At 57.3% G+C, this 16680-nt stretch carries 14 protein-coding genes; 9 read left to right on the top strand and 5 right to left on the bottom strand.

Annotated elements, in window-relative coordinates; genetic code table 11:
* Nucleotides 1–118 precede the first annotated feature (118 nt).
* Nucleotides 119–907: a TIGR00266 family protein gene (locus ABIE61_RS16600; RefSeq protein ID WP_354411516.1), complete on the bottom strand. Its 789-nt coding sequence runs from the start codon at nt 905–907 to the stop codon at nt 119–121.
* A gap of 158 nt (nt 908–1065) precedes the next feature.
* Here ABIE61_RS16600 and ABIE61_RS16595 point away from each other — a divergent pair, with 158 nt between their 5' ends.
* From ABIE61_RS16595 to astB, 8 genes are all read left to right on the top strand, one after another.
* On the top strand, nt 1066–1965 hold the full coding sequence (locus tag ABIE61_RS16595; RefSeq protein ID WP_354411514.1) for a DUF1853 family protein: 900 nt from the start codon (nt 1066–1068) through the stop codon (nt 1963–1965).
* A gap of 143 nt (nt 1966–2108) precedes the next feature.
* The gene (locus ABIE61_RS16590; RefSeq protein ID WP_139253932.1) at nt 2109–2450 is read left to right on the top strand and encodes a hypothetical protein; all 342 of its coding nucleotides are present in this window, start codon (nt 2109–2111) and stop codon (nt 2448–2450) included.
* Nucleotides 2451–2528: 78 nt separating this feature from the next.
* Nucleotides 2529–3068: a DUF411 domain-containing protein gene (locus tag ABIE61_RS16585; protein WP_354411510.1), complete on the top strand. Its 540-nt coding sequence runs from the start codon at nt 2529–2531 to the stop codon at nt 3066–3068.
* 106 nt (nt 3069–3174) lie between these two features.
* A complete protein-coding gene (locus ABIE61_RS16580; protein ID WP_254775052.1) occupies nt 3175–4422 on the top strand; it encodes an EAL and HDOD domain-containing protein in 1248 nt (415 codons plus the stop codon).
* Entirely contained in the window at nt 4419–5174 is a 756-nt protein-coding gene (locus tag ABIE61_RS16575) for a sulfite exporter TauE/SafE family protein (protein WP_354411507.1), read from the top strand. Before ABIE61_RS16580 ends, ABIE61_RS16575 begins: the two co-directional genes overlap by 4 nt.
* Nucleotides 5175–5237: 63 nt before the next feature.
* On the top strand, nt 5238–6458 hold the full coding sequence (locus tag ABIE61_RS16570; RefSeq protein ID WP_354411506.1) for a hydrolase: 1221 nt from the start codon (nt 5238–5240) through the stop codon (nt 6456–6458).
* Between the two features lie 2 nt (nt 6459–6460).
* Nucleotides 6461–7939, top strand: a complete 1479-nt coding sequence (gene astD / locus ABIE61_RS16565; protein ID WP_354411503.1) for a succinylglutamate-semialdehyde dehydrogenase — start codon at nt 6461–6463, stop codon at nt 7937–7939.
* Nucleotides 7936–9261 (top strand): N-succinylarginine dihydrolase, encoded by a 1326-nt coding sequence (gene astB, locus ABIE61_RS16560; RefSeq protein ID WP_354411500.1) that lies wholly within the window; start codon nt 7936–7938, stop codon nt 9259–9261. The genes astD and astB overlap by 4 nt, the downstream gene beginning before the upstream one ends.
* A 4-nt stretch (nt 9262–9265) precedes the next feature.
* On the opposite strand, the gene uvrD is transcribed toward astB, so the two are convergent.
* From uvrD to ABIE61_RS16545, 3 genes are all read right to left on the bottom strand, one after another.
* The gene (gene uvrD, locus ABIE61_RS16555; protein ID WP_354411497.1) at nt 9266–11476 is read right to left on the bottom strand and encodes a DNA helicase II; all 2211 of its coding nucleotides are present in this window, start codon (nt 11474–11476) and stop codon (nt 9266–9268) included.
* Between the two features lie 103 nt (nt 11477–11579).
* Nucleotides 11580–12551 (bottom strand): homoserine kinase, encoded by a 972-nt coding sequence (locus ABIE61_RS16550; protein ID WP_354411495.1) that lies wholly within the window; start codon nt 12549–12551, stop codon nt 11580–11582.
* A gap of 6 nt (nt 12552–12557) precedes the next feature.
* Nucleotides 12558–12836: a DUF2782 domain-containing protein gene (locus ABIE61_RS16545; protein ID WP_091827542.1), complete on the bottom strand. Its 279-nt coding sequence runs from the start codon at nt 12834–12836 to the stop codon at nt 12558–12560.
* 99 nt (nt 12837–12935) lie between these two features.
* Between ABIE61_RS16545 and polA the strand changes: the two genes are divergently transcribed.
* Nucleotides 12936–15680: a DNA polymerase I gene (gene polA / locus ABIE61_RS16540; protein WP_354411493.1), complete on the top strand. Its 2745-nt coding sequence runs from the start codon at nt 12936–12938 to the stop codon at nt 15678–15680.
* A 166-nt stretch (nt 15681–15846) separates the two neighbouring features.
* Here polA and yihA read toward each other — a convergent pair whose 3' ends face one another.
* On the bottom strand, nt 15847–16518 hold the full coding sequence (gene yihA, locus ABIE61_RS16535) for a ribosome biogenesis GTP-binding protein YihA/YsxC (protein WP_354411491.1): 672 nt from the start codon (nt 16516–16518) through the stop codon (nt 15847–15849).
* Nucleotides 16519–16680 lie beyond the last annotated feature (162 nt).

Below are 16680 nucleotides of genomic sequence, written 5' to 3'. Positions count from 1 at the left end.
TCTTTGCCCTCACGCAGAGCTTGAAGTGCGGCATCCATATCGAACGTAGGTTTGGTCATGAGTCATCTCTTTTCGGTTCAGTCTAAAGAAATGACACAGAATTCTGAACACTACCTCCTCAACGCCCCCCAATCATCCGCCCGATACCGCCCAGCACCGAGCCTTCGCCTTGGTCATTGCCGCCGTTGGATGGGGCGTGGGCCAGAATACGGTCTGCCATGCGTGAGAACGGCAGGCTTTGCAGCCAGACAGTGCCGGTGCCTCTGAGCGTGGCCAAAAACAGTCCCTCACCGCCAAACACCATCGATTTCAGGTTACCGGCGCGCTGGATGTCGTAGTCGATCCCTTCTGTGAAGCCGACCAGACAACCGGTATCCACGCGCAGGGTTTCGCCGTTCAGTTTCTTTTCCACCACGGTTCCGCCAGCTTGAATGAAGGCCATGCCATCGCCTTCCAGCTTCTGCAGGATAAAACCTTCACCACCGAAAAAGCCGGCGCCGATGCGACGGTTGAAAGTGATGCTGATGCGGGTGCCCAGCGCGGCGCAGAGGAAGGCATCCTTCTGGCAGATCACCTTTTCGCCCAGCTGTGCCATGTTAAGAGGCACGATGTTGCCCGGATAGGGCGCGGCAAAGGCTACCCGGCGTTTGTGGCTGCCTCGGTTGCTGAAGTGAGTGGTGAAGATCGATTCGCCGGTGAACACGCGTTTGCCGGCGGAAAACAGCTTGCCCATCAGACCCTCGTCGGGATTTGAACCATCGCCCATTTTGGTTTCAAAAGCGATGTCCTCTTCCATATAGGTCATGGCACCAGCTTCGGCGATGACGGCCTCGCCCGGGTCCAATTCCACTTCAACCAGCTGCATCTCCGAGCCGATCAGCTCGTAATCCACTTCATGGCAACGCATGGCACTCTCTCCTGTCGATTTGCTCCGTGTTGTTGTGAATGAGTATAACGGAAAGCACCCTGCTGCCGCTCGTCGCGCGATATGAAGGTCAAGTTCCGAAACCTCAAACCATATGGGCTATGATGCCGAATACCGGGTTCAGGTTAGTGGAGAGGGTGATGTACAGGGCAAATGAAATTGAATACCTGCCGCGAAGCCTGCGTCATTTGTACTGGCTCTGTCAGGCGCCATCATTGGTGAGGCATGAGCGGGTATTTGACCTGACAGCAGCGCTGCCACAGGACTACAGGCTGCGGATTGATCGTCTGGCACATTGTCCCGATGTGCTGCAGCAGCTGAATATGGCGGCAGAGCTGCGCCTTGGCCTGTACTTTGAGCAGCTGTATGCCTGCCTGATGACCCATGTACTGGGCTGGGAACTGCTGGGGCACAACCTTCAGGTGCGTGAGCAGGGTCGTACCTTGGGCGAGTTGGACTTTCTGCTGCGAAATCCGCTCAGCGGTGAAGTTGAGCATCACGAAATCGCGGTGAAATTCTATCTGGCGGCCGGTGCTGATGACTCGCACTGGTACGGCCCCAACAGCCGTGACCGGCTGGATCTGAAAACCGAGCGCTTGCTTGGTCATCAGGTAAAGATGGCTGAACAGCCCGCCAGCCGGGCTATGCTGGCTGAGAAAGGGCTGCCGCAGTCGGCTCGATCACATGTGTTGATGCCGGGATATCTGTTTTATCCAGCCGGGCAGAGTGCGCTGCCGTTGCCGCCCAATGTGTCGGAGAACCACTTGCGTGGCGACTGGCTGCGAGCATCGCAGGTAAGTGAATTACGGCTGGAAACCAGTGTGCAGCTGAACAAGCTTGACTGGCTGGGGCCCTGGCACCAGACGTGTCACCCGGATGGAATGCTGGCGCATGCGCAGGCCTCTCGAATTGCCGCCGGAGGCCCACCAAAGCTGTTTGCACAGTTGGGGCAGGATGGAAATAGCGGTGTATGGCACGAGACAAAGCGTTTTTTTCTGGTGCCGGATGAATGGCCTTATACCAGCATGGAGAAAGCTTAGTACCAGTGGTTCTGTCAGCAGCATTGAACCCGCTTCTGCTTGTGGGTACCTTAGGCGTTTAGCTTTCAATTGACGAACCCGACGTGTTTCAGACCCGCACTGACCATTTTGATTCTCATCGCCCTCAGGCCCTTGTGGTTCTGATGCTGATGGCTGTTCTGGTGCTGCAGCTGTTTAGTCTGGTTCAGGCGTCCCTCCCCGCTGAACATCATGCCGTCAGTAGTCACTGCATGGCTCAGATGAACACTGCGCATCAACCTTCGGGTAGCAGCTGTCATCTGGAGCAGCCTCATGAAGCGGCCTGTTGCGACAGTTTTCAAGCTGACTGCGCCGATCATTGTGCTCAGGGCAGTGCACTGGTACTAAACAGCCAAATGGTGCTGTTGCGACCGACTGCAGTGCACCGCCCTATCGATCTGTTACAGCTACCGGATGCACCGGTTTTCTCCCGCTATGAGCCACCCAGACCCCGCACATTGGTCTGAAGTGTGTTCAGGGAGCCTGGCTCCCTCCCCTTGAAACAGCATTGTGCGGCCTGATCGTTCGCACAGAGGAGAAATTCCATGTCCCTTTATCGTACTGGCCTTGTGGCCCTTTCGTTAGTTGTATCTACCGTTTTGCTGAGTGCCTGCAGCGATTCTCAGGCAACTTCAGAAGCACCGAAGCCGGCAACACAGGCAACGGCCCAGCAAGCCAGTGTTGATGCCATGAATCTGCGTGTCTACAAGAGCCCTACCTGTGGCTGCTGTGTGGATTGGATTGACCATGTCGAAGATGCAGGCTTCCATTCGGTGACCCATCACCCAGATAACCTGACCCAACTGAAGCTGGATATGGGTTTGCAGGGGCAGTATCACTCCTGTCACACCGCTGTATCCGAGCAAGGCTATCTGTTTGAAGGCCATGTGCCGGCGAAGCTGATGCAAGACTTTCTGGAGCAGCCGCCCGCCGATGCTTTGGGGCTGGCGGTACCGGGCATGCCGATGGGCAGTCCAGGTATGGAGGTTGATGATCGCTTCAGCCCGTATCAGGTGCTGCTGGTGAAGAAAGATGGCAGCTACGAGGTTTACGCAACCATCGAAGAGCAAGCTGATCAGTACTGATCCAATACAATGTAACCTTGTAAGGCTCTGTTCTCGGCGAGGGTGAGTGGCTATACTCTAACCCTCGTTTGAAAACAAGCAGAAACAGACCAACAAGGAGTCAACAGTGGCGTCGACCGGCTCTCAAATCATGGCAGATGAACAGCAGCTCCAGGTATTAATGGCGCGACAGCCGATTTATACCAAGAGCCAGGATGTGGTCGCCTTTGAGTTGCTGTTCCGTGATACGGATGGCAATTTCGTTGAAGGTCTGAAGGATGAAGATGCCACGCTCGGTGTGTTGCTGGGTACTTACTCCAGTATCACCAAGGGCGGTGCAGTTCAGTCACTGCCCTGTTTCCTCAAGGTGACGGACAGCTTCCTGCTCAATAATGATGTGCCCGAATTGCCGAAGCAGAATTTTGTACTGGAAATTCTGGGCCACTCGGACGTAACGCCCGAGTTCATTGCTCGAGTGAAGGGGCTGGCGCAGCAGGGCTACCGACTGGCTTTGGCGGATTACGACCCGCGAGACCCCAAGTTCGAGCCACTGTTGAACATCGTTCATGTACTGAAGCTGGATATTCAGCTGCTGGGGCTGGATAACATTCCTGCGTTGTTGCAGCGCCTGCGAACCTATCAGCTTGAGCTGCTGGCCGACAAGGTGGAAACTCAGGAAGAGTTTCGTCGCTGTCTGGAGATGGGCTTTGCCCTCTATATGGGCTATTTCCTCAGCAAGCCCGAGGCGGTCAAAGGCAAGAAAATCACCGGTAACAAGGTGGTTCTGCTGGAGTTGCTCACCGAAATGCAGCGTCCCAGCGCCACGGCACAGTCCATTGAACAGATTGCCCTGCATGATCCGGCGCTGACCTATCGGATTCTGAGGGTGGTCAACTCCGCTGCCTTCAATCTCAAACGTGAAATCAGCTCGCTCTCCCACGCCATCTCCCTGCTTGGTATCGATCAAATCAAACGCTGGGTGATGCTGTTCCTGACCAGTACCGATAAAACCAAGCCGGACGAGCTGACGCGCAACATGCTGGTGCGTGGCCGTTTTTGCGAGCTGCTGGCCGAGATGCTGGGGCGAAATGAGCCGATCAACCATTTCATCGTAGGCCTGCTGTCGCAGCTGGATGTATTGCTGGACATGGAGATGGAAGATCTTCTGTCTCAGGTCCCCCTGCAGCAGGATATGAAAGATGCTCTGGTTGGCCGCAGAGGCTCATGCGGTGAGCTGCTGCAGCAGGTTGAACATTATGAAAGGGGTGAGTTTGAGCAGCTCAGCCGAGAGTTGGACAAGCCCTTCTATGAGGTGGCCTATCGCCACAGCCTGAACTGGGCACAGCAGGTGATGCTGGCCATGCAGCAGGCGTGATCGGCTGGTTACCGCCTGAACTGGTGGCGCTGGACGCTGTTTGGCTGATCCTGACCGCTGGCTTTACCTCCCTTATGACCGCGACCCTTGGTATTGGTGGCGGTGTTTTGCTGCTGGTTGCGATGGCACAGATTGTACCGATCGCCGCACTGATCCCCGTGCATGGCCTGGTTCAGCTTGGCTCCAATGGCAACCGTGCCCTGATGACCCGTCAGCATATTGATTGGCCTCTGTGTGGCCGATTTCTGCTCGGTGCTCTGATTGGCGCAGGGCTCGCATCACTGGTTGTGGTACAGCTGCCGTTGCAGGTGATTCAGCTGGCAGTGGCCGGTTTCATTCTGTGGATGGTGTGGGGGCCAAAGCCGGCTATGCGCACATTGACACCCTTGCGCACCCTGCTGGCCGGTTCATTAACCACTTTTGTCTCCATGTTCGTCGGGGCCAGCGGTCCACTGGTCGCTGCGTTCGTGCACCGTCACAGCCATGACAAGATGCAGACCGTTGCCACCTTTGCCGCGGCGATGACTGGTCAGCACCTGCTCAAGGGTGTGGTGTTCTCCTTTATTGGCTTTTCCTTTATCGACTGGTTGCCACTGATCGGCCTGATGATTCTCAGTGGTATGCTGGGCACCTGGATCGGGCTTAACCTGCTGCAGAAAGTCAGCTCGGTCTGGTTCAACCGCCTGTTCCGCATCATCGTCACTGTGTTGGCATTGCGTCTGCTGTGGCAGGCACTGCAACCCCTTATCTAAACGAACTGGCATCCCCTTTCGGCCTGACCGATACTGAAACCGTGCAACGGAATCGGAGGTCGTGTGCGGCAATCCTATTACCACTGGTTACCCGATCAGCAGGCGCTGATGCTGGAGCAGACAATTGCGCTGGCCGAAATCAATTCGGGTACGTTCAATGTCACGGGCGTTAATGCCGTCGCTGACAGGCTCGCTGAGCTGGCCGCTGGGTTGAATGCCGTGGTGCAGCGGATCGATCTGCCGCATTACCGTCAGCTCACGGACAAGGCCGAATGGCAGGAGCAACCACTGGGACAGGCGCTGCAGCTGCAAAAACATCCAGATGCGCCGCTGCAGCTGTTGTTGATGGGACACCTGGATACGGTCTACGGCGTTGACCATCCCCTCCAGCAGATACGCTGGCTTGATGCAGAGCGCATCAACGGCCCCGGGGTAACCGATATGAAAGGTGGCCTGGTGGTAGCACTGCATGCTCTGACGGCGCTGGAAGCCTCGCCGCTGGCGGGCAAAATCGGCTGGCGATGGCTGCTTAACCCGGATGAAGAGATCGGCTCGCCCTGCTCTGCTGAACTGATTGCGCGCTGTGCGGCAGAGGCTGACCTGGGGCTGGTGTTTGAACCGGCATTGGCCGATGGTTCTCTCGCTGGCGCGCGCAAGGGCAGTGGCAATTTCAGTGTGCGTGTAACAGGACGTGCTGCCCACGCGGGGCGCGAACATCACCTGGGTCGTAACGCGATCCGGGCGTTGTGCGATTTCATCAGTGCGCTGGATGATCTTAACGGTCAGCGAAGAGGGGTGACCATCAACCCCGGCTATATTCATGGAGGTGGTGCAGTCAACGTGGTGCCCGATCGGGCGATGGCGCGTTTCAATATACGTATTGAGCAGCCTGAAGATGAGCTCTGGTGCCTGCAGCATCTTGAGCAGTTACAACAGCGAATCCTCCGGCAGGAGGGTATTCAAATTGAGCTGGACGGTGGTTTTGGACGCAAGCCCAAACCGTTTGGGCCGCACCTGCGTTTGTTTGAACGCCTGCGCCAGATCGGCCAGGGGTTGGGCACCAAGCTGAACTGGCTGCCCAGTGGAGGCTGCTGCGATGGCAATAATCTGGCCGCTGCAGGAGTGGCTAACATTGATACGCTGGGAGTGTGTGGTGGGTCAATTCATTCCAGCGATGAATTTCTGCTGGTTGGCAGTCTTTCAGAGCGCGCCCGACTGACAGCTGCGCTGTTGTTCGAACTGGCCCAGGATGACCCGGCGCAGTGGCGCCGTAAACGGAGGTAAGCATGCTGGATTTGCTGATCAACGGCATCTGGGTGACCGGTGAAGGTACGCCACTGGTTTCCATCAATCCGGTGAATGGCGAGCGGCTCTGGAGTGGCCAAAGTGCCAGTCTGGAACAGGTTGACCGGGCGTTGTCTGCTGCGAGGCGGGCGGCGCCGAACTGGGCTGGGCTGGGGTTTGACCTGCGTCGACAGCTGGTCGAGCGTTATACAGACCTGCTGCAGCAGGAAGCCGAACCAATGGCGATTTGTATCGCGGAAGAAACCGGCAAGCCGTTGTGGGAGGCACGTACCGAAGTCACCAGCATGATCGGCAAAACCGCTCTGTCAATCCGGGCATATTCAGAACGCACCGGTTGCCATATCAGCGAACAGAATGGTATTCGCACAGCCGTGCGTCACAAGCCACATGGCGTGCTGGCAGTGTTTGGACCCTACAACTTTCCCGGTCACCTGCCCAATGGTCATATCGTACCGGCCCTGCTGGCGGGGAATACACTGCTGTTTAAACCCAGTGAACAGACCCCACTGGTGAGCCGTCACATGGTTCAACTGTGGCAACGAGCGGGACTGCCGCACGGCGTGCTCAACCTGTTACAGGGCGGCGCGGAAGTCGGGCGGGCGTTGGCGGCTAGTGAGCAGCTTGACGGTATCTGTTTTACCGGCAGTTCGGCCACGGGAGAGCGCTTGCAGCAGCAGTTTGGCAACCGCCCCGGCAAACTGCTGGCGCTGGAGATGGGAGGGAATAATCCGCTCGTAGTGCGGTCTGTGGATAATATTGAGGCAGCGCTGTTCTGTGTTATCCAGTCAGCCTTTTTAAGCAGTGGGCAGCGTTGCAGTTGTGCGCGCCGTCTGCTGATACCTGTGGGTAATTGGGGCGATGAGTTTATCAACAGGTTGGTTGAAGCGGTGGGCAGGCTGACAGTGGATGCCCCCTTTGCTGATCCACAGCCGTTCATGGGCAGCCTGATTTCGCCTGAAGCTGTGGATAACCTGCTGGCTGCACAGCTGAGGCTGCAGTCGATGGGGGCTGAAGTGGTGCTGGCGATGCAATCCGTGCGTGAAGGCAGTGCTTTGCTGACGCCGGGATTGATTGATGTGACCGAGCTGGGTGCACGGGCGCCTGATGAGGAGTACTTTGGTCCTCTGCTGCAACTGATTCGCTACCGGGATTTTGATCAGGCCATTACCCTGGCCAATCGTACCCGATATGGCCTCAGTGCCGGGCTGATCAGTGACAGTGAGGCAGAGTTTGACCACTTTCACCGCCATATTCGCGCCGGTGTGGTGAACTGGAACAGGCCTTTGACCGGGGCGTCCGGTGCACTGCCTTTTGGCGGTATCGGTGCCAGCGGTAACCACCACCCCGGTGCCTGGTATGCGGCGGATTACTGTGCCTACCCCGTGGCTGGGTTGGAAAGTGCACGGCTTGAGCTGCCACACAGCCTGCCACCGGGCATGGTATTGGGAGCGAAGGGATGAAGGCGGTAGAGGTCAATTTTGATGGTCTTGTAGGGCCTACCCACAACTACAGCGGATTGGCGCCGGGCAACCTGGCTTCGGTCCGTAATCGTGACCAGATCTCGAATCCAAGGGCAGCGGCCTTACAGGGGCTGGCCAAGATGAAACGGCTGCATGATTTGGAGCTGACGCAGGGGGTGCTGCCGCCGCAACCCAGGCCGGAGCCTGAATTGCTGCGTCGGCTGGGCTTTGCCGGTTCGGATTCTCAGGTGTTGTCTCGCGCTGCAGTCGAGGCTCCTTGGCTACTTTCAGCTGCCTGTTCCGCCTCTTCCATGTGGACAGCAAACGCGGCGACCGTGTCACCGGCGGCTGATACAGCGGACGGGCGTGTGCACTTTACACCAGCCAATCTGGTCTCTCAGCTTCATCGCAGCATGGAAAGCGCGATGACAGGAGAAATTCTGCGGCGGGTTTTCCACAACGAGCAGTTTTTTTGTGTCCACAACGCGCTGCCGGCCAGCTCGGCACTCGGTGACGAAGGTGGTGCCAATCACAATCGGTTATGCACAGGTTATTCTGATCCGGGTGTTGCTCTGTTTGTTTATGGCCGCAGCCGGCAGCAGTCAGGACCGCACCGCTTCCCTGCGCGTCAAACCCTTGAAGCCAGTGAGGCGGTGGCACGTCAGCATGGGCTGAATCCGGCACGGGTTATTTATGCACAACAGCAACCTGACGCCATCGATGCCGGTGTTTTCCACAATGATGTTATTGCAGTCGCCAATCGTAACCTGCTGTTCTGTCACGAAGGCGCTTTTGTAGATCAGACACAGGTGATTGGTCGCTTGAGCCATGCACTCGATGGCAAGCTGAATCTGATTCAGGTGAGTGAGCAGGAAGTGGCGCTGCAGGCAGCAGTGCAGAGCTATCTGTTCAACAGCCAGCTGTTGACCCTTTCAGGGGGCCATACCTTGCTGCTGGTACCACTGGAATGTCGCGAAAACGAACAGGTCTGGCATTACCTGCAAACATTGTTGAAAGCACGCAGAGGGATCGATGCGGTGGAAGTGATAGATCTGCGCCAGAGCATGCGCAATGGTGGCGGTCCGGCCTGCCTGCGGCTAAGGGTGGTGCTGGAGTCTGAAGCTCTGGAAGCCTGCCATCAGGGAGTTCTGTTCAGCGATCAACTGTATGCGCAGCTGATCGACTGGGTTGAGCGCCATTACCGTGATCGGCTGGTACCCTCCGAGCTGGCCGACCCGGCACTGCTGGATGAGTCGCGCGCCGCTCTGGATGAGCTGACGCGCATTCTGCAGTTGGATAGTCTCTACCCGTTCCAGCATTGACGTTTTACAAGGGTTGCAGGTTGGCAAAACCCACCACCAGCCACTTGCTGCCGGCTTCTTCGAAGTTGACCTGTACCCGTGCCTTGGGGCCACTGCCCTCGAAGTTGGTCACCATGCCTGCGCCGAATTTGGCGTGCATTACTGCTTGCCCCAAGCGCAGATCGGTACTGGGGATCTCGGCGCTGGACAGCGAGCTGCCACCCCCGAACAGGCTGCTCTCTGAATCGTACCCGCTGCTGTAGGGACGGCGTACTGTGGCGTTGAGGCGTACCTCTTCGATATGCTCTGCCGGTATCTCGTTGATGAAGCGCGATACGCGGTTAAAGGTTTCCTTGCCGTGCAGGCGGCGTGATTCAGCGTAGGTCATGTACAGCTTCTGCATGGCGCGGGTGATGCCCACGTAGCAGAGGCGGCGTTCCTCCTCCAGCCTGCCCGGTTCTTCCGCCGACATGCTGTGCGGGAACAGACCCTCCTCCATGCCCGCCAGGAACACCAGCGGGAACTCCAGCCCCTTGGCGGAGTGCAGCGTCATCAGCTGTACACTGTCGGTGTGCACATCGGCCTGGGCTTCACCGGCATCCAGTGCCGCCTGGTCCAGGAATGCCGCCAGCGGTGAATTGAAGCCCTCTTCGTTGTCTTCCTGCCACTGGCCGGCAAACTGGCGGGCGGCGTTGACCAGCTCCTCAAGGTTTTCGATACGGGACTGGCCTTTTTCGCCCTTCTCTTTTTCGTGGTGTTCAATCAGGCCGGAATGCTGCACCACATGCTCGGTCTGTTCGTGCAACTCGGTACCACGAGTACCAGCATCCAGCTGATTGATCAGATCAATGAACGCCTGCAGCGCATTGCTGGCGCGGGCTGGCAGGGTCTTCAGCTCAGTGATTTCATTGGCGGCCCGCCACATGGAAACGTTCTCGTCTCGGGCGTGTTCGCGAATCGCCTCGATGGTGCGGGTACCGATACCGCGGGTGGGAACATTGATCACTCGCTCCATGGCGGTATCGTCATCGCGGTTGGCCAGCAGACGCAGATAAGCCAGTGCGTTCTTGATCTCCAGCCGGTCATAGAAGCGTTGGCCGCCGTAGATTCGATAGGGCATGCCCGCTCGGATCAGCATCTCCTCCAGCACCCGCGACTGGGCGTTGGAGCGGTATAGAATGGCCGATTCATCTCGGCGATTGCCCTCTTCTACCCACTTCTGGATCTGGTCAACGATGAAGCGTGCCTCGTCCTGCTCGTTGAATGCGCTGTAGAGCGATATCGGCTCGCCATCGCCCAGCTCGGTCCACAGCTCTTTGCCCAGGCGGCCGAAGTTGTTCTGGATAACGGCGTTGGCGGCGCCGAGAATGGTGCCGGTGGAGCGGTAGTTCTGCTCCAGACGGATGGTTTCGGTACCCGGGAAGTGTTGCTCAAGATGCTGGATGTTCTCGATGCGAGCACCGCGCCAGCCGTAGATCGACTGGTCATCATCGCCCACGGCCATCAGCTTGTTCTCGCCTTCGCACAGCAGGCGCAGCCAGGCGTACTGAATGGCGTTGGTATCCTGAAACTCGTCCACCAGCACATAGCGGAAACGTTCGCGGTAGTGCTTGAGCAGCTGGGGTGCGCGGTCGCGCAGCAGTTCCAGTGCCCGCAGCAACAATTCGCCAAAATCGATCATGCCGCCTCGTTCACAGGCCTCTTCGTAGGCTTCATAGACTCGAATCATCATCGCCTGGAACGGATCGCCCGTCCGCTCGATGTGGGCGCTGCGCAGGCCTTCGTCCTTCTGGCCATTGATGAACCATTGAAACTGACGTGCCGGCCAGCGACTGTCATCCAGATTCATCTCCTTGCACAGACGCTTGATCAGGCGCAGCTGGTCGTCGCTGTCCATGATCTGGAAGTTATCGCGCAGCCCGGCATCGCGCCAGTGGGCACGCAGCAGCCGGTGCGCCAGACCATGGAAGGTGCCCACCCACATGCCGTGGGTGTTGATCCCCAGCAGGTGTTCGATTCGCCCGCGCATCTCCCGGGCCGCCTTGTTGGTAAAGGTCACAGCCATGATTGAATAGGGTGACAGGCCTTCGGTTTCAATCAGCCAGGCGATGCGATGCACCAGTACCCGCGTTTTGCCGGAACCGGCGCCTGCCAGAACCAGCAGGTTGTTCAGATCAGCGGTAACCGCCTGCCGCTGGGCGTCGTTGAGCGAGTCGATGATGTGTGTAACGTCCATGGGCCCTGCCGAGTTGAAATCAGATGAGTCGAGGTGGAAAGACTGCAGTATACCAGCCCGGACGACTTGGCCTGAAGCCAACAGCCGATCCGGGCCGCAACCGTCAGATTGAGGCGGGTGTTTCGATACGTGCCAGCAGGGTACGACGGAACTCGTCCGGATCTTTCAGTTTGGTGCTGATGCCGCTGCGTGAAGCTTGCTCAACTCCGAGCCAGGGTATTAGCCGCGACAGCCAGAAACGCATGGCAGCAGTGCGAACCAGCGTCGGCCAGGCGGCGACTTCTTCATCAGTAAACGGGCGTACACTGGCATAGGCCTTGAGCAGTGCCTGCTCCCGTACCGGATCAGCCTGCCCCTGTGCGTTAGTACACCAGTCGTTGGCGACAATGGCCAGATCAAACAGCAGGAAAGCGGTTGCCGCGTTGTAGATATCGAGGATCGCTTCCAGATGGCCATCACGGAACAGGGCGTTGTCATGGAACAGGTCGCCGTGGATGGTACCCAGCGGCAAGCCGAAGGGTTTTTCTCGCAACTGGTCAAACAGGGCTACTTCCTGCTGCAGCAGTTCAGCATCTTCCGGTTTAAGCAGATGGCGAATGGCCTGACTCTCGCGTCGCCACCAGAAAACGCCCCTTTGAGCCTGTCTGCGCAGGTAGAACTCTTCGCCGGCCAGGTGGAGCTGTGCCAGTGCTGTGCCGATCTCGGTACAGTGTGCCGTTGTCAGCTGTTCGCGACTGACATGATGTCCCTGGAAGCGGGGCTGGAAAAAGGCGGGTTTGGCGCACACCTGTTTCAGCGCAATACCGTTGCGATCCTTGATCGCATAGGGAACCGGTACCTGACGCGTATGCAGCCACTGGCCCAGCTCGACAAAGAATGGCATCTCGTCGAAAGCCAACTCTTCGAACAGTGTCAGAACGTACTGCTGTTCGTGGCCGTCAAGGTCCAGCGTAACGAAGAAGTTGCTGTTTTCGATGCCACCTTCGATCCCTTCGAAGCTGACCAGTCTACCCAGCGCATAGTCTTCCAGCAGGGCTTCAAGTTGAGCGCGGCTGATATCGGTATATACGGCCAATGTCGGTTACCAGCGGAAGATGACCCATTTCGGAATCAGCAGCTGCGACTCCTCTACACGAATGAATTTGGAGCCATCAGCCGGCACCAGATAGTAGGGCTTGCCAACCTTGGGCACGACCTTTATTTCGCGCAGCTGGCCGTTGACGGTGTACTCGTAATAGGTGCTTTCACCATCGTGGGTGATGGTTATCTCTGGCTCGGTCAGGGCCGGGTCATCCACTACTTCGGCTTGGGCCAGGGGCGTCAGTGCCAATACCGCCGCCAGCGTCAGTTTTTTCAGCATCATTGCTTCCCAATTGGTTAGTCGGGGTCGAATTGTCTATGATTGTGGGCCTTGTCGCAGGCGCCGACAACCCCGAAACAGTTTTAAATGGATACTCCCATGAGCGAACAGCACGCCCCGGTCATTCTGGTGGATGGCTCCTCCTACCTTTATCGAGCATTTTTCGCCTCCCAGCAGGCTGATCTGCGTACAGCTGACGGTACGCCAACCGGTGCCATCAGGGTTGTGACCTCGATGCTCAAACGTCTGCTCAAGGACTATCCCGGCAGCCCCGTCGCCGTTATTTTCGATGCCAAGGGCAAAACCTTTCGCGACGAGATATATGCTGAGTATAAGTCACATCGCCCGCCCATGCCGGATGACCTGCGCGCTCAGGTGGAGCCGATCCACGCCATCATTCGGGCCATGGGACTGCCGCTGTTCGTCGAAGACGGCGTGGAAGCGGACGATGTGATCGGTACCCTGGCGCGTCAGGCCAGCGAATCCGGCCGCGCGGTGGTTATCTCCACCGGTGACAAGGATATGGCACAGCTGGTGGATGAACATGTCACCCTGATCAACACCATGAACGACAGCAAGATGGATGTGGCAGGGGTCGAGGAAAAGTTCGGTGTGCCGCCGCAGCTGGTGATCGATCTGCTGGCGCTGCAGGGGGACAAGGTAGACAACATTCCCGGTGTGCCCGGTGTGGGTGAAAAGACCGCGTTGGCACTGCTGCAAGGTATCGGCGGCATCCAGGACCTTTATGAGAACCTGGATAAAATACCCGCGCTGGGCTTCCGTGGCGCCAAGACCATGCCGAAAAAGCTGGAGGAGAATCGCGAAGCGGCGGAGCTGTCCTATCTGCTGGCCACCATCAAGACCGATGTACCGCTGCAGATCGACCTGCACGACATCACCCTGCCTGAACCCCAGCCGGAGCAGCTGCTGGAGCTGTTCAAACAGTTCGAGTTCAAGAGCTGGGTGCGTGAACTGGAAGCAGGAGATGCTGAAGAGTTGGGAGCTGAGGAGCCGGTGGCTCTGGAAGACGCCATCGAAACCGAATATGAAACGGTCCTGACGCAGGAAGCCTTCGATGCCTGGCTTGAGACACTCAAGGCCGCGGGCGAGTTTGCCTTCGATACCGAAACCACCAGCCTGAACTACATGGAAGCTCAGCTGGTGGGTGTCTCTTTCGCGGTCGAGCCAGGCAAGGCCGCCTATGTACCGCTGGCGCACGATTACATGGGCGCTCCGGCACAGCTGGATCGCGAGGCTGTGCTGGCGCAGCTGAAGCCGCTGCTGGAAGATTCCGAGCTGAAAAAGATCGGTCAGCACATCAAGTACGACATGAATGTGCTGCGCCATTATGGTATCGAACTGCAGGGCATCGGCGCCGATACCATGCTGGAGTCCTACGTACTGAACTCCACTGCCAGTCGTCATGACATGGATACGCTGGCGGATCGTCACCTGGGCGTGACCACGACCAGCTTTGAGGATATCGCCGGCAAGGGCAAAAAACAGCTGACCTTTAACCAGATCGAGCTGGAACAGGCGGCGCCCTATGCGGCTGAAGATGCCGATATAACCTTGCGCCTGCATCATAAACTGCAACCGCAGCTGGCCGCCGAGGGTGAACTACTCAAGGTCTTCAATGACATTGAACGCCCGCTGATCCCGGTGCTGTCACGCATGGAATATCGTGGTGCGCTGGTGGATGCCAAGATTCTGGGCGAACAGGGTCGGGAACTGGAGAAGCGCCTGGGCGAAATAGAGAAAGACGCTTTCGAGCTGGCGGGCGAAGAGTTCAACCTCAATTCCACCAAACAACTGCAGGCGATTCTGTTCGACAAGATGGGCCTGCCAGTGAAAAAGAAAACACCGAAGGGTGCGCCGTCTACGGCCGAAGAGGTGCTGCAGGAGTTGGCGCTGGACTATCCGCTGCCCAAGCTGCTGATTGAACAGCGAGGCTTGAGCAAGCTCAAGAGTACCTACACCGACAAGCTGCCGCAGATGATCAATCCGGCTACCGGGCGTATCCATACCTCCTATCATCAGGCGGTGACGGCAACCGGTCGTCTGTCATCATCCGAGCCCAACCTACAGAACATCCCGGTGCGTACCCCCGAGGGGCGTCGTATCCGCAACGCCTTTGTTGCACCCGAGGGCTACAAAATCATTGCGGCGGACTATTCACAGATCGAACTGCGCATCATGGCGCATCTGTCCGGTGACGAGGGGCTGCTCAACGCCTTCCGACACGGTGAAGATATCCACAAGGCGACCGCCGCGGAAGTGTTCGGCATTACTGTGGACAAGGTAACGGCAGATCAGCGCCGCAGCGCCAAGGCGATCAACTTCGGCCTGATCTATGGCATGTCCGCCTTTGGTCTGGCACGGCAGTTGGGAATCGGCAACAAGGAGGCCGGTACCTACATCGAGCACTATTTCGCCACCTATCCCGGCGTACAGCGCTACATGGACGAAACTCGTGCCCAGGCCCGGGATCAGGGCTATGTAGAAACACTGTTCGGTCGCCGTCTCTACCTGCCGGAGATCAACGACCGCAATCCGATGAAGCGTCAGGCCGCCGAACGTACTGCGATTAACGCACCCATGCAGGGTACGGCAGCAGATATTATCAAACGCGCGATGATTGCGGTGGATAACTGGCTGGAACAGGGCCGGATGGATGCCCGCATGATCATGCAGGTACACGATGAGCTGGTGTTCGAAGTGCGTGAAAGCGAAGTGGATAATTTTATCGCGCAGGTCAAACCGCTGATGGAAGATGCCGCCGAACTTGCGGTACCCCTGCTGGTTGAAGCCGGTGTCGGGGATAACTGGGAACAGGCGCATTGATCTTTTTTTGTACAAAAGTGAACTTTTGTCGAATCAAAGGTCTTAACTGTTGAGCCGCGGCATGAAGTCCCAGTCTTGCCAGCGTGGAGTCGCGGCTCTGTCTGTCATGACATCTTGACCCCGGCAGTGGTGCTCCCCTTCCGTCTGCCGGGGTTTTTCTTGGCTGTCAGTCTGCTTTGGGTGGAATCAGCTCCACCTCATCAGGCTGCATCTCTTTCAGATCCGGCAGCAGCCAACTGTTGATCCTCTGGCGCAGCTGGTCCACACCTGACTTTTTCAGAGCCGAAAACGTCTGCACACTCACCTTGTTGCCCAACCGTTCCTTGAGTTGCTTCTGAATCTGCAACATGGTGCTCTTGGCCGGACCTCGCTTGAGTTTGTCTTCCTTGGTCAGCAGCACGTGTAGGGGTACACCGGTCGATGAGCACCAATGCACCATCATTTCGTCGAATTCCTTCATTGGATGGCGAATATCCATCACCAGTACCACACCCTGCAGGCATTCGCGGTGCTGCAGGTAGGCATCCAGATGGCGCTGCCAGTGAAGTTTCATCGCAACCGGCACCTTGGCGTAGCCGTAACCCGGCAGGTCGACCAGTCTAAGACCTTCAATATTGAGTCTGAAAAAGTTGATCAGTTGCGTACGTCCTGGGGTTTTTGAGGTTCGTGCCAGCGCGGTCTGTGCGGTCAGTGCGTTGATCGCGCTGGACTTGCCGGCATTGGAGCGGCCGGCAAAGGCAACCTCGGCACCGCTGTCGGGCGGACACTGATCGAGACGTGATGCGCTGGTCTCGAAATGAGCAAGGTTGTAATGGATAACGGGGTCAAACGTAGACATGGCGCAAGACTCGGGTGGCCACAAAGTGAACATATACGTTCCAGTTTGTGGGGATATTGGTTTATAATGCCGCCAAAATTAAAAACGGCATAAAACACTTATAAAACAACAACTTACATATTAAAAGCTACTTATGTGTGTGACGTTTTGTGTGACGTTCTG

The sequence above is a fragment of the Marinobacterium sp. MBR-111 genome (assembly GCF_040547585.1).
GTDB classification, from domain to species: domain Bacteria; phylum Pseudomonadota; class Gammaproteobacteria; order Pseudomonadales; family Balneatricaceae; genus Marinobacterium; species Marinobacterium iners.
Note: the sequence above shows the minus strand (reverse complement) of the source record. Positions and strands in the feature narration are given on the sequence as shown.